The sequence below is a fragment of the Collinsella aerofaciens ATCC 25986 genome (assembly GCF_964237925.1).
Classification (GTDB): Bacteria; Actinomycetota; Coriobacteriia; order Coriobacteriales; family Coriobacteriaceae; genus Collinsella; species Collinsella aerofaciens_BJ.
The window spans coordinates 49,660-64,651 of sequence record NZ_CAXSKI010000013.1; the positions used below are offsets into that span (position 1 = coordinate 49,660).

14 protein-coding genes are annotated in these 14,992 nt (G+C 60.0%); 10 read left to right on the plus strand and 4 right to left on the minus strand.

What is annotated here, in order from left to right:
* Window positions 1-8: 8 nt before the first annotated feature.
* On the minus strand, window positions 9-551 hold the full coding sequence (locus ACESWY_RS07285) for a UBA domain-containing protein (RefSeq protein ID WP_022093856.1): 543 nt from the start codon (window positions 549-551) through the stop codon (window positions 9-11).
* Window positions 552-910: 359 nt separating this feature from the next.
* On the opposite strand from ACESWY_RS07285, the gene ACESWY_RS07290 reads away from it, so the two are divergent.
* Together ACESWY_RS07290 and ACESWY_RS07295 are read left to right on the plus strand one after the other, a co-directional pair.
* On the plus strand, window positions 911-1,150 hold the full coding sequence (locus ACESWY_RS07290) for a hypothetical protein (RefSeq protein WP_373093757.1): 240 nt from the start codon (window positions 911-913) through the stop codon (window positions 1,148-1,150).
* An 85-nt stretch (window positions 1,151-1,235) separates the two neighbouring features.
* Complete coding sequence (locus ACESWY_RS07295) at window positions 1,236-1,961, plus strand: metallophosphoesterase (protein WP_373093755.1); 726 nt, start codon at window positions 1,236-1,238, stop codon at window positions 1,959-1,961.
* A 15-nt stretch (window positions 1,962-1,976) separates the two neighbouring features.
* Here the strand turns inward: ACESWY_RS07295 and gluQRS are convergent, their stop codons facing one another.
* A complete protein-coding gene (gene gluQRS / locus ACESWY_RS07300) occupies window positions 1,977-2,987 on the minus strand; it encodes a tRNA glutamyl-Q(34) synthetase GluQRS (RefSeq protein ID WP_373093753.1) in 1,011 nt (336 codons plus the stop codon).
* Window positions 2,988-3,495: 508 nt separating this feature from the next.
* On the opposite strand from gluQRS, the gene ACESWY_RS07305 reads away from it, so the two are divergent.
* On the plus strand, window positions 3,496-5,439 hold the full coding sequence (locus tag ACESWY_RS07305) for a DUF2207 family protein (protein ID WP_373093752.1): 1,944 nt from the start codon (window positions 3,496-3,498) through the stop codon (window positions 5,437-5,439).
* Window positions 5,440-5,931: 492 nt separating this feature from the next.
* On the opposite strand, the gene ACESWY_RS07310 is transcribed toward ACESWY_RS07305, so the two are convergent.
* Complete coding sequence (locus ACESWY_RS07310; RefSeq protein ID WP_148332653.1) at window positions 5,932-6,573, minus strand: GNAT family N-acetyltransferase; 642 nt, start codon at window positions 6,571-6,573, stop codon at window positions 5,932-5,934.
* Window positions 6,574-6,850: 277 nt separating this feature from the next.
* Here ACESWY_RS07310 and purH point away from each other — a divergent pair, with 277 nt between their 5' ends.
* From purH to ACESWY_RS07340, 6 genes are all read left to right on the plus strand, one after another.
* A complete protein-coding gene (gene purH, locus ACESWY_RS07315; RefSeq protein ID WP_349088162.1) occupies window positions 6,851-8,458 on the plus strand; it encodes a bifunctional phosphoribosylaminoimidazolecarboxamide formyltransferase/IMP cyclohydrolase in 1,608 nt (535 codons plus the stop codon).
* A gap of 81 nt (window positions 8,459-8,539) precedes the next feature.
* Entirely contained in the window at window positions 8,540-9,271 is a 732-nt protein-coding gene (locus ACESWY_RS07320) for a hypothetical protein (RefSeq protein ID WP_373093749.1), read from the plus strand.
* A 178-nt stretch (window positions 9,272-9,449) separates the two neighbouring features.
* Entirely contained in the window at window positions 9,450-10,121 is a 672-nt protein-coding gene (locus ACESWY_RS07325; RefSeq protein ID WP_373093748.1) for a response regulator transcription factor, read from the plus strand.
* 9 nt (window positions 10,122-10,130) lie between these two features.
* Complete coding sequence (locus ACESWY_RS07330; protein WP_373093746.1) at window positions 10,131-11,174, plus strand: sensor histidine kinase; 1,044 nt, start codon at window positions 10,131-10,133, stop codon at window positions 11,172-11,174.
* A 177-nt stretch (window positions 11,175-11,351) separates the two neighbouring features.
* Entirely contained in the window at window positions 11,352-11,642 is a 291-nt protein-coding gene (locus tag ACESWY_RS07335; RefSeq protein ID WP_117769931.1) for a helix-turn-helix domain-containing protein, read from the plus strand.
* Complete coding sequence (locus tag ACESWY_RS07340; protein ID WP_117769930.1) at window positions 11,642-12,934, plus strand: HipA domain-containing protein; 1,293 nt, start codon at window positions 11,642-11,644, stop codon at window positions 12,932-12,934. Before ACESWY_RS07335 ends, ACESWY_RS07340 begins: the two co-directional genes overlap by 1 nt.
* A gap of 198 nt (window positions 12,935-13,132) precedes the next feature.
* On the opposite strand, the gene ACESWY_RS07345 is transcribed toward ACESWY_RS07340, so the two are convergent.
* Window positions 13,133-13,570: a universal stress protein gene (locus ACESWY_RS07345; protein ID WP_006235921.1), complete on the minus strand. Its 438-nt coding sequence runs from the start codon at window positions 13,568-13,570 to the stop codon at window positions 13,133-13,135.
* 250 nt (window positions 13,571-13,820) lie between these two features.
* On the opposite strand from ACESWY_RS07345, the gene ACESWY_RS07350 reads away from it, so the two are divergent.
* Window positions 13,821-14,804: an undecaprenyl-diphosphate phosphatase gene (locus ACESWY_RS07350; protein ID WP_373093743.1), complete on the plus strand. Its 984-nt coding sequence runs from the start codon at window positions 13,821-13,823 to the stop codon at window positions 14,802-14,804.
* Window positions 14,805-14,992: the final 188 nt, after the last annotated feature.

Sequence of the window (14,992 nt, forward strand, 5' to 3'; positions counted from 1 at the left end):
GTCTGCGATTACTTGTCGTCGTTGAGATTTTGTTTGATGTCGTCCGCGGCATCGGCAGCGTGATTCATAAGGTTGTTGATGCTGCCGGGCACGTCGCCGTCGCTGTCGATGCGGTAGCGCATGCCAAAGAACAGGCCAATCAGCATCAGCCATATCGTGGCGCCCCAGGCAAACAGTGCAACGATGGGAATCAGGATGGGAATGTTGAGGATGATCGCATCGCGGCGCGTGGCGATAAACTTGGTGTCCAGGCTCAGGCGGAAGAGCTTTTTGAGGTACTCCCATACGCTGTCCATCTTCTTGGAGAAGTCGGTCTTTTCGCTCGACTTCTCGTAGGCGGCCTGCGCGGCGACCATCTCGGCTGAGGGCTCATCGACTGGCGCGGACTCGGTGGCGGCGTGCGCCGACGTGGTCTGCGTCTTGCCCTGCGACTCGAGCCAAATGATGGCGTCCAAAACGTTGCCGTCGGCGGCGTCGAGCGCGGCCTTGGCATCGGTGTAGCTCACGTTGCACTTGGTGCGGATGGTTTCAACTTTTTCGAGGTCGTCCATGACCTGTCCTTTCGTTCGATGGGCGCGACGCCGGGCGATTTGCCCGGGCGCGAGCGTTGCGTTCGGCGGCCTGCGTTGCGCGGCGCCGCCCCGCCCCTTGTTCGAACTCTATAGTGCAGGTTATAGATTAAGCGATTCTTGAGCCAAGATTAATGTTGGATGAGTTTTTGGGTAGCGGTGGGAAAAGTATTAGACCTCGATAGCGGGGGATGTGGTGCCGGTGCAAAACGGCGTCAAAGGTTGGTCGAGCAGGCGGTTTCTCCATTGATGCCCGCACGGCATGGGACACTTACCCTGCCGCCCTGCTCTGCCGCGGCGGCATGTACCCAAACAACGACCCTCTAAGGAGTTCGATATCGATGAGTGATAGCACCAAGCATCTCGCAAAGAAGTGCGTCAAGAACGCGGGGCCATGCCTCGCGCTGTGCCTTGCCGGCGCAGCGGTCGCGCTGCTGGCTGTTCTGGGGCCATTCGACGTGCTCCGAAGTGCCAGTTCCCTGCACGTTTGCATGGCTCTTGCCGGCGCCACGATGACCGGCGGCGTGCTCGATCTGATCTTTTGGGTGTTTGACCCGTTTGGATGGAAGAGCGAGGGGTAGGTCCCAAAGGATGGAAGGGCTGGAACGGTTGACTTAGTGATCGTGCAGAATGTGGGCTAGCGACTTACAGGGAAGTGGTGATCCGATGACGGTCTATGTGACGGGCGATATTCACGGCGGCGTCGACATGCAAAAGCTTCGCGACTGGGATCTTGGGGATGGTCTGACAAGTGACGACTATCTCATCATCGCGGGCGACTTTGGCTTTCCGTGGGATTTCTCTGCCGAGGAATGTGCCGACATCGCCTGGCTGGAGTCGCGCCCCTATACCGTGCTGTTTGTCGACGGCAACCACGAGCGTTTCGATCACTGGTCGGAGCGCCCCATGGAGCTGTGGCACGGCGGCCTGACGCAGCGCCTGTCGGACACCTCGCCCATCCGACGCCTGACGCGCGGCGAGGTTTTTGAGCTCGACGGCTCAACGATCTTTACCATGGGCGGCGCCACGAGCGTGGATAAGGAATACCGCATTCCGTATTCCAGCTGGTGGCCGCAGGAGCTGCCGGACGAGCGCAACTTTGAGGAGGCACGGACAAAACTCGACAGCGTGGGCTGGAAGGTCGACTACGTGGTCACCCACACCTGCTCTACGCGTATGCTTTCGCCCACGCTTTATCCAGCGCCCGGCTGGAATTGCCCCGACGTTGACCGACTTACGGCATTTTTCGATGAGCTGGAAGATCGCTTGGACTACAAACGCTGGTACTACGGGCATTTTCATCGTGACGCCAACCCAGCCGAGTGCCACACCGTGCTCTACGACTGTATTGTCCGCCTGGGCGACGAACTCCAGCCCTGGGATGTCGCGTAGGGGCGGGGTGGCTGGCTACTCGACCGTTACAGTGATGTTTTCCCGATGCGTACGGATAACATCCCAGCTAAAGTGCTCGACCAGCTGCTCGGCAGAGCGCGGTGTGGCGTCCGGCGCGATGCCTGTTTGCCCGGCGAGCCAGCCTAGCAGCGCCTTGGGCGTGCCAAAGCGGGCGCGTAGTTCGCCCAGGTCCAGGTCGCGGTCGCGCTTGGAAAGGCGGCGGCCATCCGGCGACACGAGCAGTGGAATGTGCGCGTAGCGCGGCGTGGGAAGTCTCAGCAGATGCTGCAGGTAGATTTGGCGGGGCGTGGAGCCCAGCAGATCGCATCCGCGCACGACCTCGGTGACGCCCATGGCAGCGTCGTCGACCACCACGGCTAGCTGGTAGGCAAAAACGCCGTCGCTGCGGCGCACCAAAAAGTCACCGCACTCGGTGGCGAGTGCTTCGCATTGGGCTCCGTACGTGCGGTCCACGAATTCGATCACGTCGCTGGCGAGGTCGTCGACGGTGGGCACACGCAGGCGCGTGGCCGGAGCACGCAGGGCACTGCGGCGGGTGATTTCTTCAGCAGAAAGACCTCTGCAGGCGCCGTGGTAGATGGGCGTGCCGTCGCTGGCGTGCGGCGCGCTCGCGGCGTGGAGTTCGGCACGCGTGCAAAAACAGGGATAGGTGAGGCCGGCGTCTTGCAGCTGGCGCAGGGCGTCCTCGTACAGATCCAGGCGATCGTGCTGGTAGTAGGGGCCTTCGTCCCACTCGAGCCCCAGCCAGGTCAGATCGTCAATCAGTTGAGCGGCAAGTTCCGGGCGCTTGCAGCGATCGTCCAGGTCCTCGATGCGCAGCACGATGCTGCCGCCCTGGCTGCGGGCCGAAAGCCACGAGCACAGGCAGCTGAACACGTTGCCCAGGTGCATGCGACCCGAGGGCGACGGGGCAAAACGGCCCACGACGGGCGCGGGGGCGGAGGCGGGTGGCGTCGCTGGCGCGTCCGCGGCGGGCGTTGCTATGTTGCGTGTTTTGATATCCATGCGGACGAGTATAGCGCGGGGCGCGGTGGGGGAGACGCTGCCGTGGCCTGCAAGTTGCCGAGGCCACGCGTTGCGCGTGCCGGACCACCGGCTCGGCACCTTAATCGTCATCAATCAATCTAGCCCTCAAACGACAGAAACCCCGGCAGCTCTTCGCAACTGCCGGGGTTTCCGCGGAAAAGGGGGACATGATCCTCGAACGAACGGCAAAGGGGCAAACCGTTTTCGCTCAACTGCTTTATGCCCCTCGGCTGGCGGCTCAATCAGCGCATGCCGCGCCCACACAAAGCCGCTACACCTGTGACGGAGCTATGAAGTGATATCTATTGCTGGCGCAGGCCATGCCAAGGAGTGTCCCAGATTGCCGGCAGATAAGGAACGTCCCCAGGTGCCGGCCGCGGGCGTGACTTTCGTCCCGTTTGATACTCCGCTGGCCTAGATGTTCGTCATGTGCGCCCGTAAACGTGGGACAATGGCGTTGCTGGTATCACAGACAAAGGATGTGCCTATGAACGCCCCCGTTGCCAAAACCTGTCGGCAGCGCCGCCCGTTTGCGCGATTTGCTTCCGTCTGCGCACTCGTCGCGCTTGCATTGCTGCTACTGCCCGCCGCCGCACACGCCGACGGTTATTCCATGACCCAAACCTACATCAGCGCCACGGTCGAAGCCGACGGATCGCTGACCGTTGTCGAGGGACGCCAGTTTGATTTCGACGACGACATCAACGGCGTGTTTTGGGAGATCAATACGGGCTCCAACCAGCAGGGTGGCTCGGCGGCCGTCGACGTGCTGAGTGTCGAGGAAGAGGACACCGCGTTTAACAAAGTCGATAGCGCGAACAAGGGCGACTCTGGCGTCTACACGGTCGAGCAGACCGGTGACGGCGTAAGGATTAAGGTGTTCAGCCCTCACGAGAGCGGCGACAGCGCAATCTACTACGTGAGCTACACCATGACCGGTGCGGTTATGAACTGGGCCGATACCGCCGAGCTCTACTGGAAGTTCGTAGGTGACGGCTGGTCTGCGGATTCCGATGACGTCGAGATGGAAGTGTGCTTCGCGAATGCCGCTGCCGGGACGGCGGCCGTCAAGGGCGATAACTTCCGCGCATGGGGCCATGGTCCGCTGACGGGCGACGTGTCGCTCGATGAGGACGAGCCCATGGTCACCTATACCATTCCCTGCGTGCACCAGGGCGAATTCGCCGAGGCACGCATCGCCTTCCCTAGCGACTGGGTGCCGCAGCTTGCCGCTTCGGGCGAAGAGCGCATGTCAACGATCCTGAGCGAAGAGAAGGAATGGGCCGACGAAGCTAACGCCCGCCGCGCTCACGCTCGCATGATTGCCAATGCACTTGCCGTGCTAAGTGTTGTTGCGGCGGTGGCCTTTACCGGCACAATCGTTATGCTCAAGCTGCGCAAGCGCAAGCCCAAGCCGCTTTTCCAGGACGAATATTTCCGCGATGTGCCTTCGGCCGACCATCCCGCCGTGCTTTCGGCCCTCATGAGCTGGAACGAGGTGCCCGATCAGGCATATATCGCCACGCTCATGAAGCTCACTGACGACCGTGTGATCAAGCTGGAGCAGGCGACCGTGACCAAGGCCAAGAAGGGTCTGTTGGGGCGTGAAAAAGAAGAGCAGACGTATCGCGTGACGGTGAGTGATGCGGGCTGGAAGTCGGCCAAGGGCATTGACCACATGGTGCTCAAGGTCTTCTTTGCCGGTGCTAAGCCTGACGAGAACGGTGACCGTTCGCGCACGTTCGACGAGCTGCAGCACTACGTCAAGCAGCACGCTACACCCGTGGGTGATAAGTTCGAGGACTATCAGAACACCGTTAAGGGCAAGCTGGCCGATAGCGAGTACGTTGCCTCGGACGGCATTGTTGCAATGGTGTTTTGCCTGGTTCTTGGTATCCTGATTGCCTTTGTTCCCGTGGGATCCATCTTCTTTACCGATGGCGCACAGGCGAACATTACCGCCGCGGTTATCTCGGTGCCGATTGTGCTGGTGGGTATTGGCGTGGGCCTTACGTTCCGCCGCTTTACGCCGGAGGGCGCCGAGGTGGCGGCTCGCTGCATGGCACTTAAGCATTGGCTCGAGGACTTCACTCGTCTAAAGGAAGCCGTCCCGGGCGATCTGGTGCTGTGGAACAAGCTGCTGGTGATGGGCGTTGCCCTGGGCGTTTCGAAAGAAGTGCTGCGACAGCTGGCCGAGGCCGTGCCTGCGGACCTGCGCAACAGCGACGATTTCTACGACAACTACCCCTGCTACTGGTGGTACTACCATCATTACGGTACCGAGTCCCCGCTCGATTCATTCGATGACGTGTATCACGAGACCATCCGCGAGCTGGCTTCGAGCTCCGATAGCTCGAGCGGCGGCAGCGGCGGCGGCTTCTCTGGCGGCGGTGGTGGCGGCGTCGGCGGAGGCGGCGGCGGAACGTTCTAGCGCGTTCTGATTTTTGGGATGGATCTTCTCCGGCGACTGTTGGCGGAAAATCTATCCCATTTTTATGCTTTGAAATGGGTCTATCTTTCCGTTACGGATCCCCACACAGGGGGCAGTGGGCAAAAAATGCCAAATATGAGTACTGTTGCCATTATAGTGACATATATTTGCACTAAATAATGGGCTCCTAATGAGATTATCTCTCGTTAGGGGCCCATTTTATTGAACATTTGTGGAAATACGTCAGCTCGCCTGACTGGCTGCTATGTCTAAAAGCCTCTAAAATGCCCCAAATCGCTGCTACTAAAAAGGTAACAGTACTCATATTTGATGTTTTTTGCCCACAGCTATTTGCAGACCCCTCTATAGGGCGACGCCAACGAGGGTTTCGTCGACTGTGTTACCCAAGAATGTCCCCAACAACTAGGTGCGGTTGCTGCCAAGGAGTGTCCCGGGGTGCCGGCACAAAAGGAACGTCCCTAACTGCCGGGTTTAGGCTGTTAGGTCGAGTTCGTAGAGAAAGCTTTCGCGCGGCATGTCGTGACGGCGCTCTTCGCGGTTGGCGCGGTGCGTGGCCGTGCGCTTAAAGCCGTGCAGCTCGTAGAACTTCCACGAGCAGTTGGAGTCGGTGTACAGGTGCGCCCTCGTCGCTCCAAGCGAGGACAGGTGCGAGACCGCGGCATCGAGCAGAACCGTGCCAACGCCCAGGCCATGGACATCGCGATCCACGGCAAGCAGCGTGACCTCGTTGTCGTGCGGCAACGGGCTGCTCTCGAGCAGGCGGTTGTTGGTTCGGATGGTTGCGCGCACAAACGAGAGATACTCGGCGCAGGCATCAGGCTCCAGCTCACGCATCTGCGATAGCAGTGCGCGTTCGGTATCCATCCAATGCTCGTTGATAGTGACGCCGGAGTTCTGTCCTGCGCGTGCAAGTGCAATGCCGCGCGCCTCGCCGTCAATCACCGCAACCTGCGAAAACGTCGATGACGAAAGGCAATAGGCGAGGTCGCACGCGGCCTCAAGGCGGTTGTACTCATCGTTATCCGAATTGTTATGCCAAAGTTGCTGCAGAATCAGCGCGATGGCGTCGAAGTCTTCGGTATCAAACGGTCGGTAGAGAACCCGCGAGACCATGGTGCCTCTTTCTTTTGCGGATGCATATCGAGCACAGTTCTACCACGCCATTGGCATCTAATTATGGTGCCCCTGTGTTCCATGAACTCACCGTGCCCGGTGCCATGCCCATCCCCTCCGCTCGCAAACTTTTTCTGCACATGCGCCCGTTGCGGGGTGCATCGATGCGCTCGATGCGCTACATTAAATCAGTATTTTCAATGCCGCTGCGCGAGCGCTGCAGATCGACGTATCACCGACTCACAGAGCACGGCGGCGTACCAGACAGGAGGACTGCATGGGATCTGATGTGAAGATCGCACGCGCGTTGATCTCGGTTACCGATAAGACGGGCGTCGTCGATTTCGCACGGACGCTGGTTGACGACTTTGGCGTCGAGATCATCTCTACGGGCGGCACGGCTCGTGCCATCGAGGACGCGGGCGTTCCCGTAACCCCCATCGAGGAGTTCACGGGCTATCCCGAGATGATGGACGGCCGCGTTAAGACCCTGCACCCCAAGGTTCATGGCGCGCTGCTGGCCCGCCGCGATTCCGAGCAGCACATGCAGGAGGCGGCTCAGCACGGCATTAAGCTGATCGACCTGGTCGTCGTCAACCTGTACGAGTTCGAGAAGACCGTCGCCAACCCCGAGGTCACCTTCGCGGACGCCATCGAGCACATCGACATCGGTGGCCCCTCCATGCTGCGCTCTGCCGCCAAGAACGCCACGAGCGTTACCGTCATTTCCGATCCGGCCGACTATGATGCCGTCCTGGCCGAGATGCACGAGACCGGTGGCTGCACCACGCTTTCCACCCGTCGTCGCCTGCAGGTGAAGGTCTACCAGACCACCGCCGCCTACGACACGGCCATCTCCCGCTGGCTCGCCGCCCAGGCAAGCGACGTGGCGGACACCTCTGCCAAGCTCGAGATTTCGCTGGAGAAGGTCGACGACCTGCGCTATGGCGAGAACCCGCAGCAGAAAGCCACAGTCTATCGCTTTGCCGAGGGCTGCGAGAACACCGCGAGCTCGCAGTTCCCGCTCGTGGGCTCCAAGCAGATCCAGGGCAAGCCGCTCAGCTACAACAACTATCTGGATGCCGACGCCGCTTGGAACCTGGTCCGCGAGTTCGACGAGCCGGCCTGCGTAATCCTCAAGCACCAGAACCCCTGCGGTTCCGCCGTTGCCGAGGACATCACGGCTGCCTACGACCGCGCTTTTGCCTGCGATCCCAAGAGCGCCTTCGGCGGCATCATCGCCTGCAACCGCGAGGTTCCCTTTGATCTGGTTGAGCACTTTGCCGATCAGAACAAGCAGTTCGTCGAGGTCATCATCGCCCCGAGCTACACCGCCGAGGCGCTCGAGCGCATGGCCAAGCGCCCCAACCTGCGCGTGTTGGCGACCGGCGGCGTGGACCACGGCGCTCAGGTGGAGCTGCGCTCCGTCGACGGCGGCATGTTGGTGCAGGAGGTCGACCACGTGACCGAGGATCCCGCGACCTTTACGTTCCCCACCGACCGCAAGCCCACCGACGCCGAGATGGCCGAGCTCGAGTTTGCCTGGAAGGTCTGCAAGGGCGTTAAGTCCAACGCCATCCTGGTCTCCAAGGGTAAGGCCGGCATTGGCATGGGCCCGGGTCAGCCTAACCGCGTTGACTCTGCGCTACTTGCCTGCGAGCGCGCCGAGGACTTCTGCGAGCGCGAGGGCGTGGAGAAGGGCGGCTTTGCCTGTGCAAGCGACGCGTTCTTCCCGTTCCGCGACAACGTCGACGTGCTTGCCGCACACGGCGTGACCTGCATCATCCAGCCCGGCGGCTCCAAGCGCGATGACGAGAGCATTCAGGCCTGCAACGAGCACAATATTGCTATGGTCTTTACCGGCGCCCGCCACTTTAGGCACTAAGTTTCGCCCCGGAACAAAATAATCTCTGCAAAAGACGGTCGCTCCGTTTGGAGGGCCGTCTTTTTGGTATAAGAGGACGGAATGACTAACACGAAAGGTATGACCATGCCCCAGATTGATGATGCCGAGCTGTTTGGCAATGCCGAGGATCAGCGTGCGTACGAGGACTTTTGCGCCAATCAGGAGGCGGTCGAGAAGTTTACGCTCGACAAGCCCGCGCTTGTCTGCCGTTGGCGCATGTCCAATAAAAAGGTGCCCATGCTCAACCGCCACATTCGCGCACTGTCCGAGCGCCTGGTGCAGGGCGAGCCGCTTACCCATAACATGCTCAGCTGGGCCAAACAGCACGTTGAGTGGTCGCTTGCCGAGGGCGATTACACTGCGCACGACGGCGTACTCATGCTGGTGATCGACATCAACGGCAACGCCGCCATGACGGTGGGGGAGTACGAGCCGCTCGCCGATACGTCGGCCAAGGCGCTGCGTGCCCGTTCCGCCGAGGCCCGCTCCGAGGCCGACGAGACCGGCGTGGCGCCCGAGTTGCTCGCCGCCGTCAACAACGGCGAGCTTGCCTTTGTGGCGCCGGCGGACGAGTGCCTGTGCGGCACGGCGACGCTCATCGAGCAGCTCGCCCAGACCAAGGGCATCCCGGTCACGCGCGTAGACATTCCCGCGCAACTCAAGGGCGCGCTGTTCCTGGTGAGCGACGAGCACGGCGTGGTTCCCGCAACCGAGACGGACGCTGCGGAGGCCGACGCCGCCACGGTTGCCTTCTTCGCCGAAGGCTACGAAAAGCTCCGCGCCCGCCGCTAAATGATTTTCTGGGACGGGGATTAAAGAATCATTTTGGTCCCCGCCACCGCTACGAGTGCGAGGCGGACAAAACGCCCCCGCTCGCGAACAGTTCTGTCACCTTGGCACTGCGCGCGGTACACACCTGCAGTTTCGCAGCCATAATGGTGGCAAGACAACCAAGAGGGGAGCGGAACCCATGCCGCTGATCTATATCGTTGAGGACGACGAGCCCATTTGTCGTGAGCTTGTCGACATTCTTGCCCGCGCCGGGTTTGAAATCGAGGCCTGCGAATCGTTCGAGCACGTCTCGCGCGATATTCTCGCCGCCGCTCCCGACCTGGTGCTGCTCGACCTCACACTCCCTGTCAAAGACGGCCAGCACATCTGCCATGAGGTTCGCCGCGAATCCGAGGTTCCCATCATCGTCCTCACGTCGCGCACGACCGAGATTGACGAGGTCATGGCCATGACGCTCGGCGCGGACGACTTTGTTCCCAAGCCCTACAGCGCCCGTGTGCTCGTGGCGCGCATCAACGCACTACTGCGTCGCACCGCGGCGGCGGGCGAGCGCAGCACGCTCGTCCACAAGGGACTGGAGCTCGACCTCGCACGCTCCATGGTCACCAACACGCAAACGGGCACCAGCACCGAGCTCACCAAAAACGAGCTGCGTATCCTCTCGTTGCTTCTGAGCCGCGCGGGCAAGATCGTCTCGCGCTCGGCCATCATGCAGGACCTGTGGGACTCCGATGCCTTCGTGGACGACAATACGCTCACCGTCAACATCAACCGCCTGCGTACCACGCTCGAAAAAATCGGCATCAAGGGGTATTTGACGACGCATCGCGGCCAAGGCTATTCGGTCTAGGGGCCGGCTATGTCGTTTGGCAAGTTCTTTAAAGATGCGCTGCTTCCCGTCGCCGTGTGGACGTGCGGCGTGCTGCTGAGCTGCTTTGTGCTGACGGTCGCCGGTGCTTCGACATCTATTGCGGTCGTGGCGGTCGGCGTGTCCTTTATCTTTGGTATGCTCGGCATCGTGGTCGAGTACGCGCGCCGTCGCCGTTTTCTGCGTCAGCTGGAGCGTGCGGCCGAGGAGCTCGAGAGTCCCGCATGGGTGCAGGAGATGGTGCAATGCCCGACCTATGCCGAGGGCGAGCTCGAGTACGAGGTCTTGCGTCGCGTGGGCAAAGCTGCTTGCGACGAGGTTGCCGAAGGCCGGCGTCAGACCGATGACTATCGCGACTATATCGAGAGCTGGGTCCACGAGGCCAAGCTGCCCCTGGCGGCGGCCCACCTGATTTTGGAAAACCTGGACGGCAGCGAAGACGACCTGTCGCGCGTGGATGACCTGGGCCGTGAGCTGGCTCGCGTGGAGCGCTATATCGACCAGGCACTGTACTACGCGCGCTCGGAAGTCGTGGAGCGGGACTACCTGATTCGCCGCTGGGATCTCAAGACCTTGGTGACGGGCGCGATTAAAGCCAACGCGCGCGAGCTCATCGCGGCGCACGTGGCCCCGGTGTGCGAGAACCTCGACTTTGAGGTCTTTACCGACGAGAAGTGGCTCGAGTTTATCTTGGGGCAGCTCATCCAGAACAGCATTAAATACGCGTGCGAGGACGGCGCGAAGATCGTGTTTTCGGGCGCGTTGCTGGACGAGGGTCTGGCGAGTGAGCGCATTGAGCTCACTGTTGCCGATAACGGCTGCGGCGTGAGTGCGGCAGACCTGCCACGCGTGTTCGAGAAGGGCTTTACCGGCGACAACGGCCGCACCACCAAGCGCGCAACGGGCATCGGCCTCTATCTGGTGGCACGCCTGTGCTCCAAGATGGGCATCGACGTCACCGCGGCATCCGATTCCGGCGAAGGCTTTGTTGTCACGTTTGCCTTCTCAACCAACAAGTTCCAATACTTTGAGTAGTCAGCCCGTATAGCGTAGACGTTCAGGATCTTCCCATTTAAGAAGAAATCAGGCTTTTCGGCAGCTATATTCCCGAACGGGAACATTGCTAATGTAGTCAACACTATATTCCCGTACATGAACATAGTGCTACAGTTTTATACTATGTTCACGGGCAGGAATATAGCTGGAGGCGTTATGAGAACGGTGACAACGATTAAAAAGCTGGATGGGCGCGTCAAGCTCAAACCGTCGGAAGCCGCTTTCTCGGAGCGCACGGTTTTCGATCCCTCTGAGATAGGGAAGGCCCTTAGGCTCAGAAGGCGTGAGCTCGGCTTGACTCAACGTGACGTCGCGACTATGACGGGTCGCAGCCTTCGTGTGATTGGTGATATCGAACGGGGGCGGACAACGGTCGAAATTGGTGTCATTTTCGATTACGCCTCCATCGTGGATATTGATTTTATTCTGAAGGTGAGGGGGAAGTAATGGATGGCACGCTGTTCGTTCACCGTGAGTTTAATGGGTCTTACCAGCTGGTCGGCATATTGGAGGAAAATGCGGGGTTTCCGATATTCACCTATAGCCCCAAATATCTCGAGAGCGGTGATGCGGCGCCGATTTCGATCTCGCTGCCGTTGACGGCCGAGACATTTAGTCCGGATGCAACGGGTTCCTTTTTCTCCGGCATCATTCCGGAGGGGCAGCTCAACAGGGACCTTGAGAAAAGGGCGCGAGCGGAACGCGGAGATTACTTCAAGGTACTCGATTTGGTCCGCGATGAACCCGTCGGCGCCCTGGTTCTGACGCGAGAGCCTTCGGGCGACAGCCTCGAAATGGACTATGAAGAGATAGGTGCGGAACAGCTAAGCGGGCTGGCATACGCACCGGCGGAGGTTGCTTTTGATTTAGCGCTAGAGAGTCGAATCTCCCTTGCAGGTGCTCAGGCGAAGATCGGTCTCTACCATACGGGCGATGACCCATGTGGTGGATGGTACCTGCCTCATGGAGCGGCTCCATCCACGCACATTCTCAAGGCGGGGTCGAAAACGTTCCCGGGCGAGACAGTGTGCGAAGCGATGTGCGTGAGAGCCGCCTCTCTGATGGACCTATCGGCCGAAGAGTGTTTTCTTATCCGAGTTGAGGATGCCGAGCCAATTATCGCCGTGAAGCGATTTGACCGAGTAACGTCTGATGCCGGACGCTCGGTTGACGGATTGCCAATTCCATACCGTTTGCATCAGGAAGATGTTTGTCAGGCCAAGGGCGTCTCGCGTGAGCTTAAATATGAGCCGACGGGCGTCAATTACCTGGGGCTTATCGTCGATGCGGTGCGAAGGGCGTCGACGAATCAAATGGAGGACAGGTTCCTTGTCGGCTATAACCAGCTGTTCGACTATGCCGTAGGTAACTGTGATAACCATCTAAAGAACTGGTCGCTCGTATGGGACGAAAGTTGGAAGCAGGTGAGGTTGGCGCCGCTCTATGACGTGCTGTGCACAACGGTTTACCCCAGTCTCGTTCGTGAGATGGGCGTCTCGTTTGGTGGGAGCCGCAAGATTGACGAAGTAACGCGCGGGTCGGTGATGAGCCAAATGATTGGGGCGGGTTTGCCCGGGGGAATTGTCGCCGGAATGATTGCTGATACCTGCAATGAGGTTCCAGACGCGCTAAGAGACGCCGCGCGCGGTCTCAAAGAAGAGGGTTTTCCCGAAGCGGAGGTAATGTTCGAGAAGATCATTCCAGAAGTGCAAGCTCGTCTAAGCAGGATCGCCTTATAGTAAAAACGTGCCATCCCAAACAAAACGTGCCGCCCCAAACGGGGCGGCACGCCATTTTTCTATCAGACAACTCGCTGAAGTAAGGCTGCGAAGGCCGCGGGGCCGGGAGGGGTTTCCTAAGGGCACATCCCGCAGCCGCAACGCGGCGAGGACGTGCCCGTGGAAACCCCGCAGGCCCCGCGGCCGGTGGGAGCAACGCTACTTCACGACCAAGATGTCGCAGTCGGTGTTGCGTAGCAGGAACGTCGAAATCGAACCCAGGAGCGCGTACTTGATCGAGGACAGGCCGCGTGCGCCGCAGAGCACCAGGTCGGGCTTGACCACGTCGAGCATCTCGTCTTTGAGCGTCTCGCGAATACGGCCGGCGCGAATCATGACCTCGACCTCGGGAATGTCGGGATTGGCTTTGGCCTCTTCGAGCTGCTTGGCGATGGAGTTCTTAAATGCCTCCTCTAGGCCGTTGACCAGATCGACTGGATATGAACCGGCGCTCTCGAGTGCCGTGGAATCGATAACGTGACCGATAATCAGCTTTGCGCCGTTGTTTGCGGCCACTTTGATGGCGCGTGCGAGCACGAAATCCTGCTGCTCAGTACCGTCGAGTGAAACAAATACCTTGGTGTAGCCCTCGTTCATGGTTTCCTCCTTGGTCTATCGCACGGGCGCGGGGCTCGTGCGTCGGGCGGCCACGGGTGCGCGGACCGCCGGACACTTTATCTTGTTGCAGTTATACCCAAGGATTTCGGTTTGACCGCCTGCAATTCTGTGAACGGACGAGATTTTTGGTAAGGGTTGGCATTTGCGCGTCGCCAACGGTTGATAATGGGACATCGCCCGCACCGTCCGCAGAAACATCTATCGGCGGGTGTTAAACGAGGGGGTCCCTTTGGATATTATCGAGCTTCTAAAATCTGCCTTCATGGGCCTGGTCGAGGGCATTACCGAATGGCTGCCCGTTTCGTCGACGGGCCACATGATCCTGGTGGACGAGTTCGTCAAGATGAACGTGAGCGAGACGTTCTGGAACATGTTCCTGGTCGTGATTCAGCTTGGCGCCATATTGGCCGTCTGTGTGCTGTTCTTCTACGACCTCAACCCGTTCTCGCCCAGCAAGGGCAAGGAGGGTCGTCGCGACACATGGGTACTGTGGGGCAAGATTGTGCTCGGCTGTATTCCCGCTGCGGCGATTGGCCTGCCGCTCAACGACTGGATGGAGGAGCATTTCTATAATGCTCCCGTCGTGGCGCTGGCGCTCATTGTGTACGGCGTGCTGTTTATCGTGATCGAGAACTGGCGCGCGAACAAGCGCGACCAGGCCGCTCTTGCCGGCTCGTTTGGTTCGCGTGCCGTGGTGGCGGGCGGGCGTCCCGCCGGTGCACACTTTGCGGCGCCTGCTGCGGCTGCCGCCGAGGATTCGGGCAACGATGACGAAGACCTCGACTTTGGCTCCATTGCGACGCTTGAGGACTTAAGCTGGAAGACCGCGCTGGGCATTGGCTGCTTCCAGATTTTGTCGCTGGTTCCGGGCACATCGCGTTCCGGCTCCACCATCATCGGCGGCCTGTTGCTGGGCTGCACGCGCTCGGTGGCGTCCAAGTTTACGTTCTTCCTGGCTATCCCCGTCATGTTTGGTGCGAGTGCGCTCAAGCTGGTCAAGTACTTTGTTAAGGGCGGTACGTTTGGTGCCAACGAGGTCGCCATCCTGGGCGTGGGCTGCATCGTCGCCTTTGTGGTTTCGCTCATCGCCATCAAGTGGCTCATGGGCTTTGTTCGTCGTCACGACTTTAAATGTTTCGGCGTCTACCGCATTGTCCTGGGCATCGTGGTGCTTGCGTACTTCTTCGTCCTGGAGCCTATGCTCGGCCTGTAACTTGGTTGACGCTGCGCGGCGGCCAGAGCGACATCTTGTTATTCAAAGAGGGCGGCATGACCAAAAGGTCTATGCCGCCCTCTTTTCATGCCAATTTGTTCGCTCTGGCTGCCGCTCGCTCATATGACCCAATCCGCTGTCAAGAGCCACAATGGCCCCGCCGACCGCTTGCAATCGGTCGGCGGGGC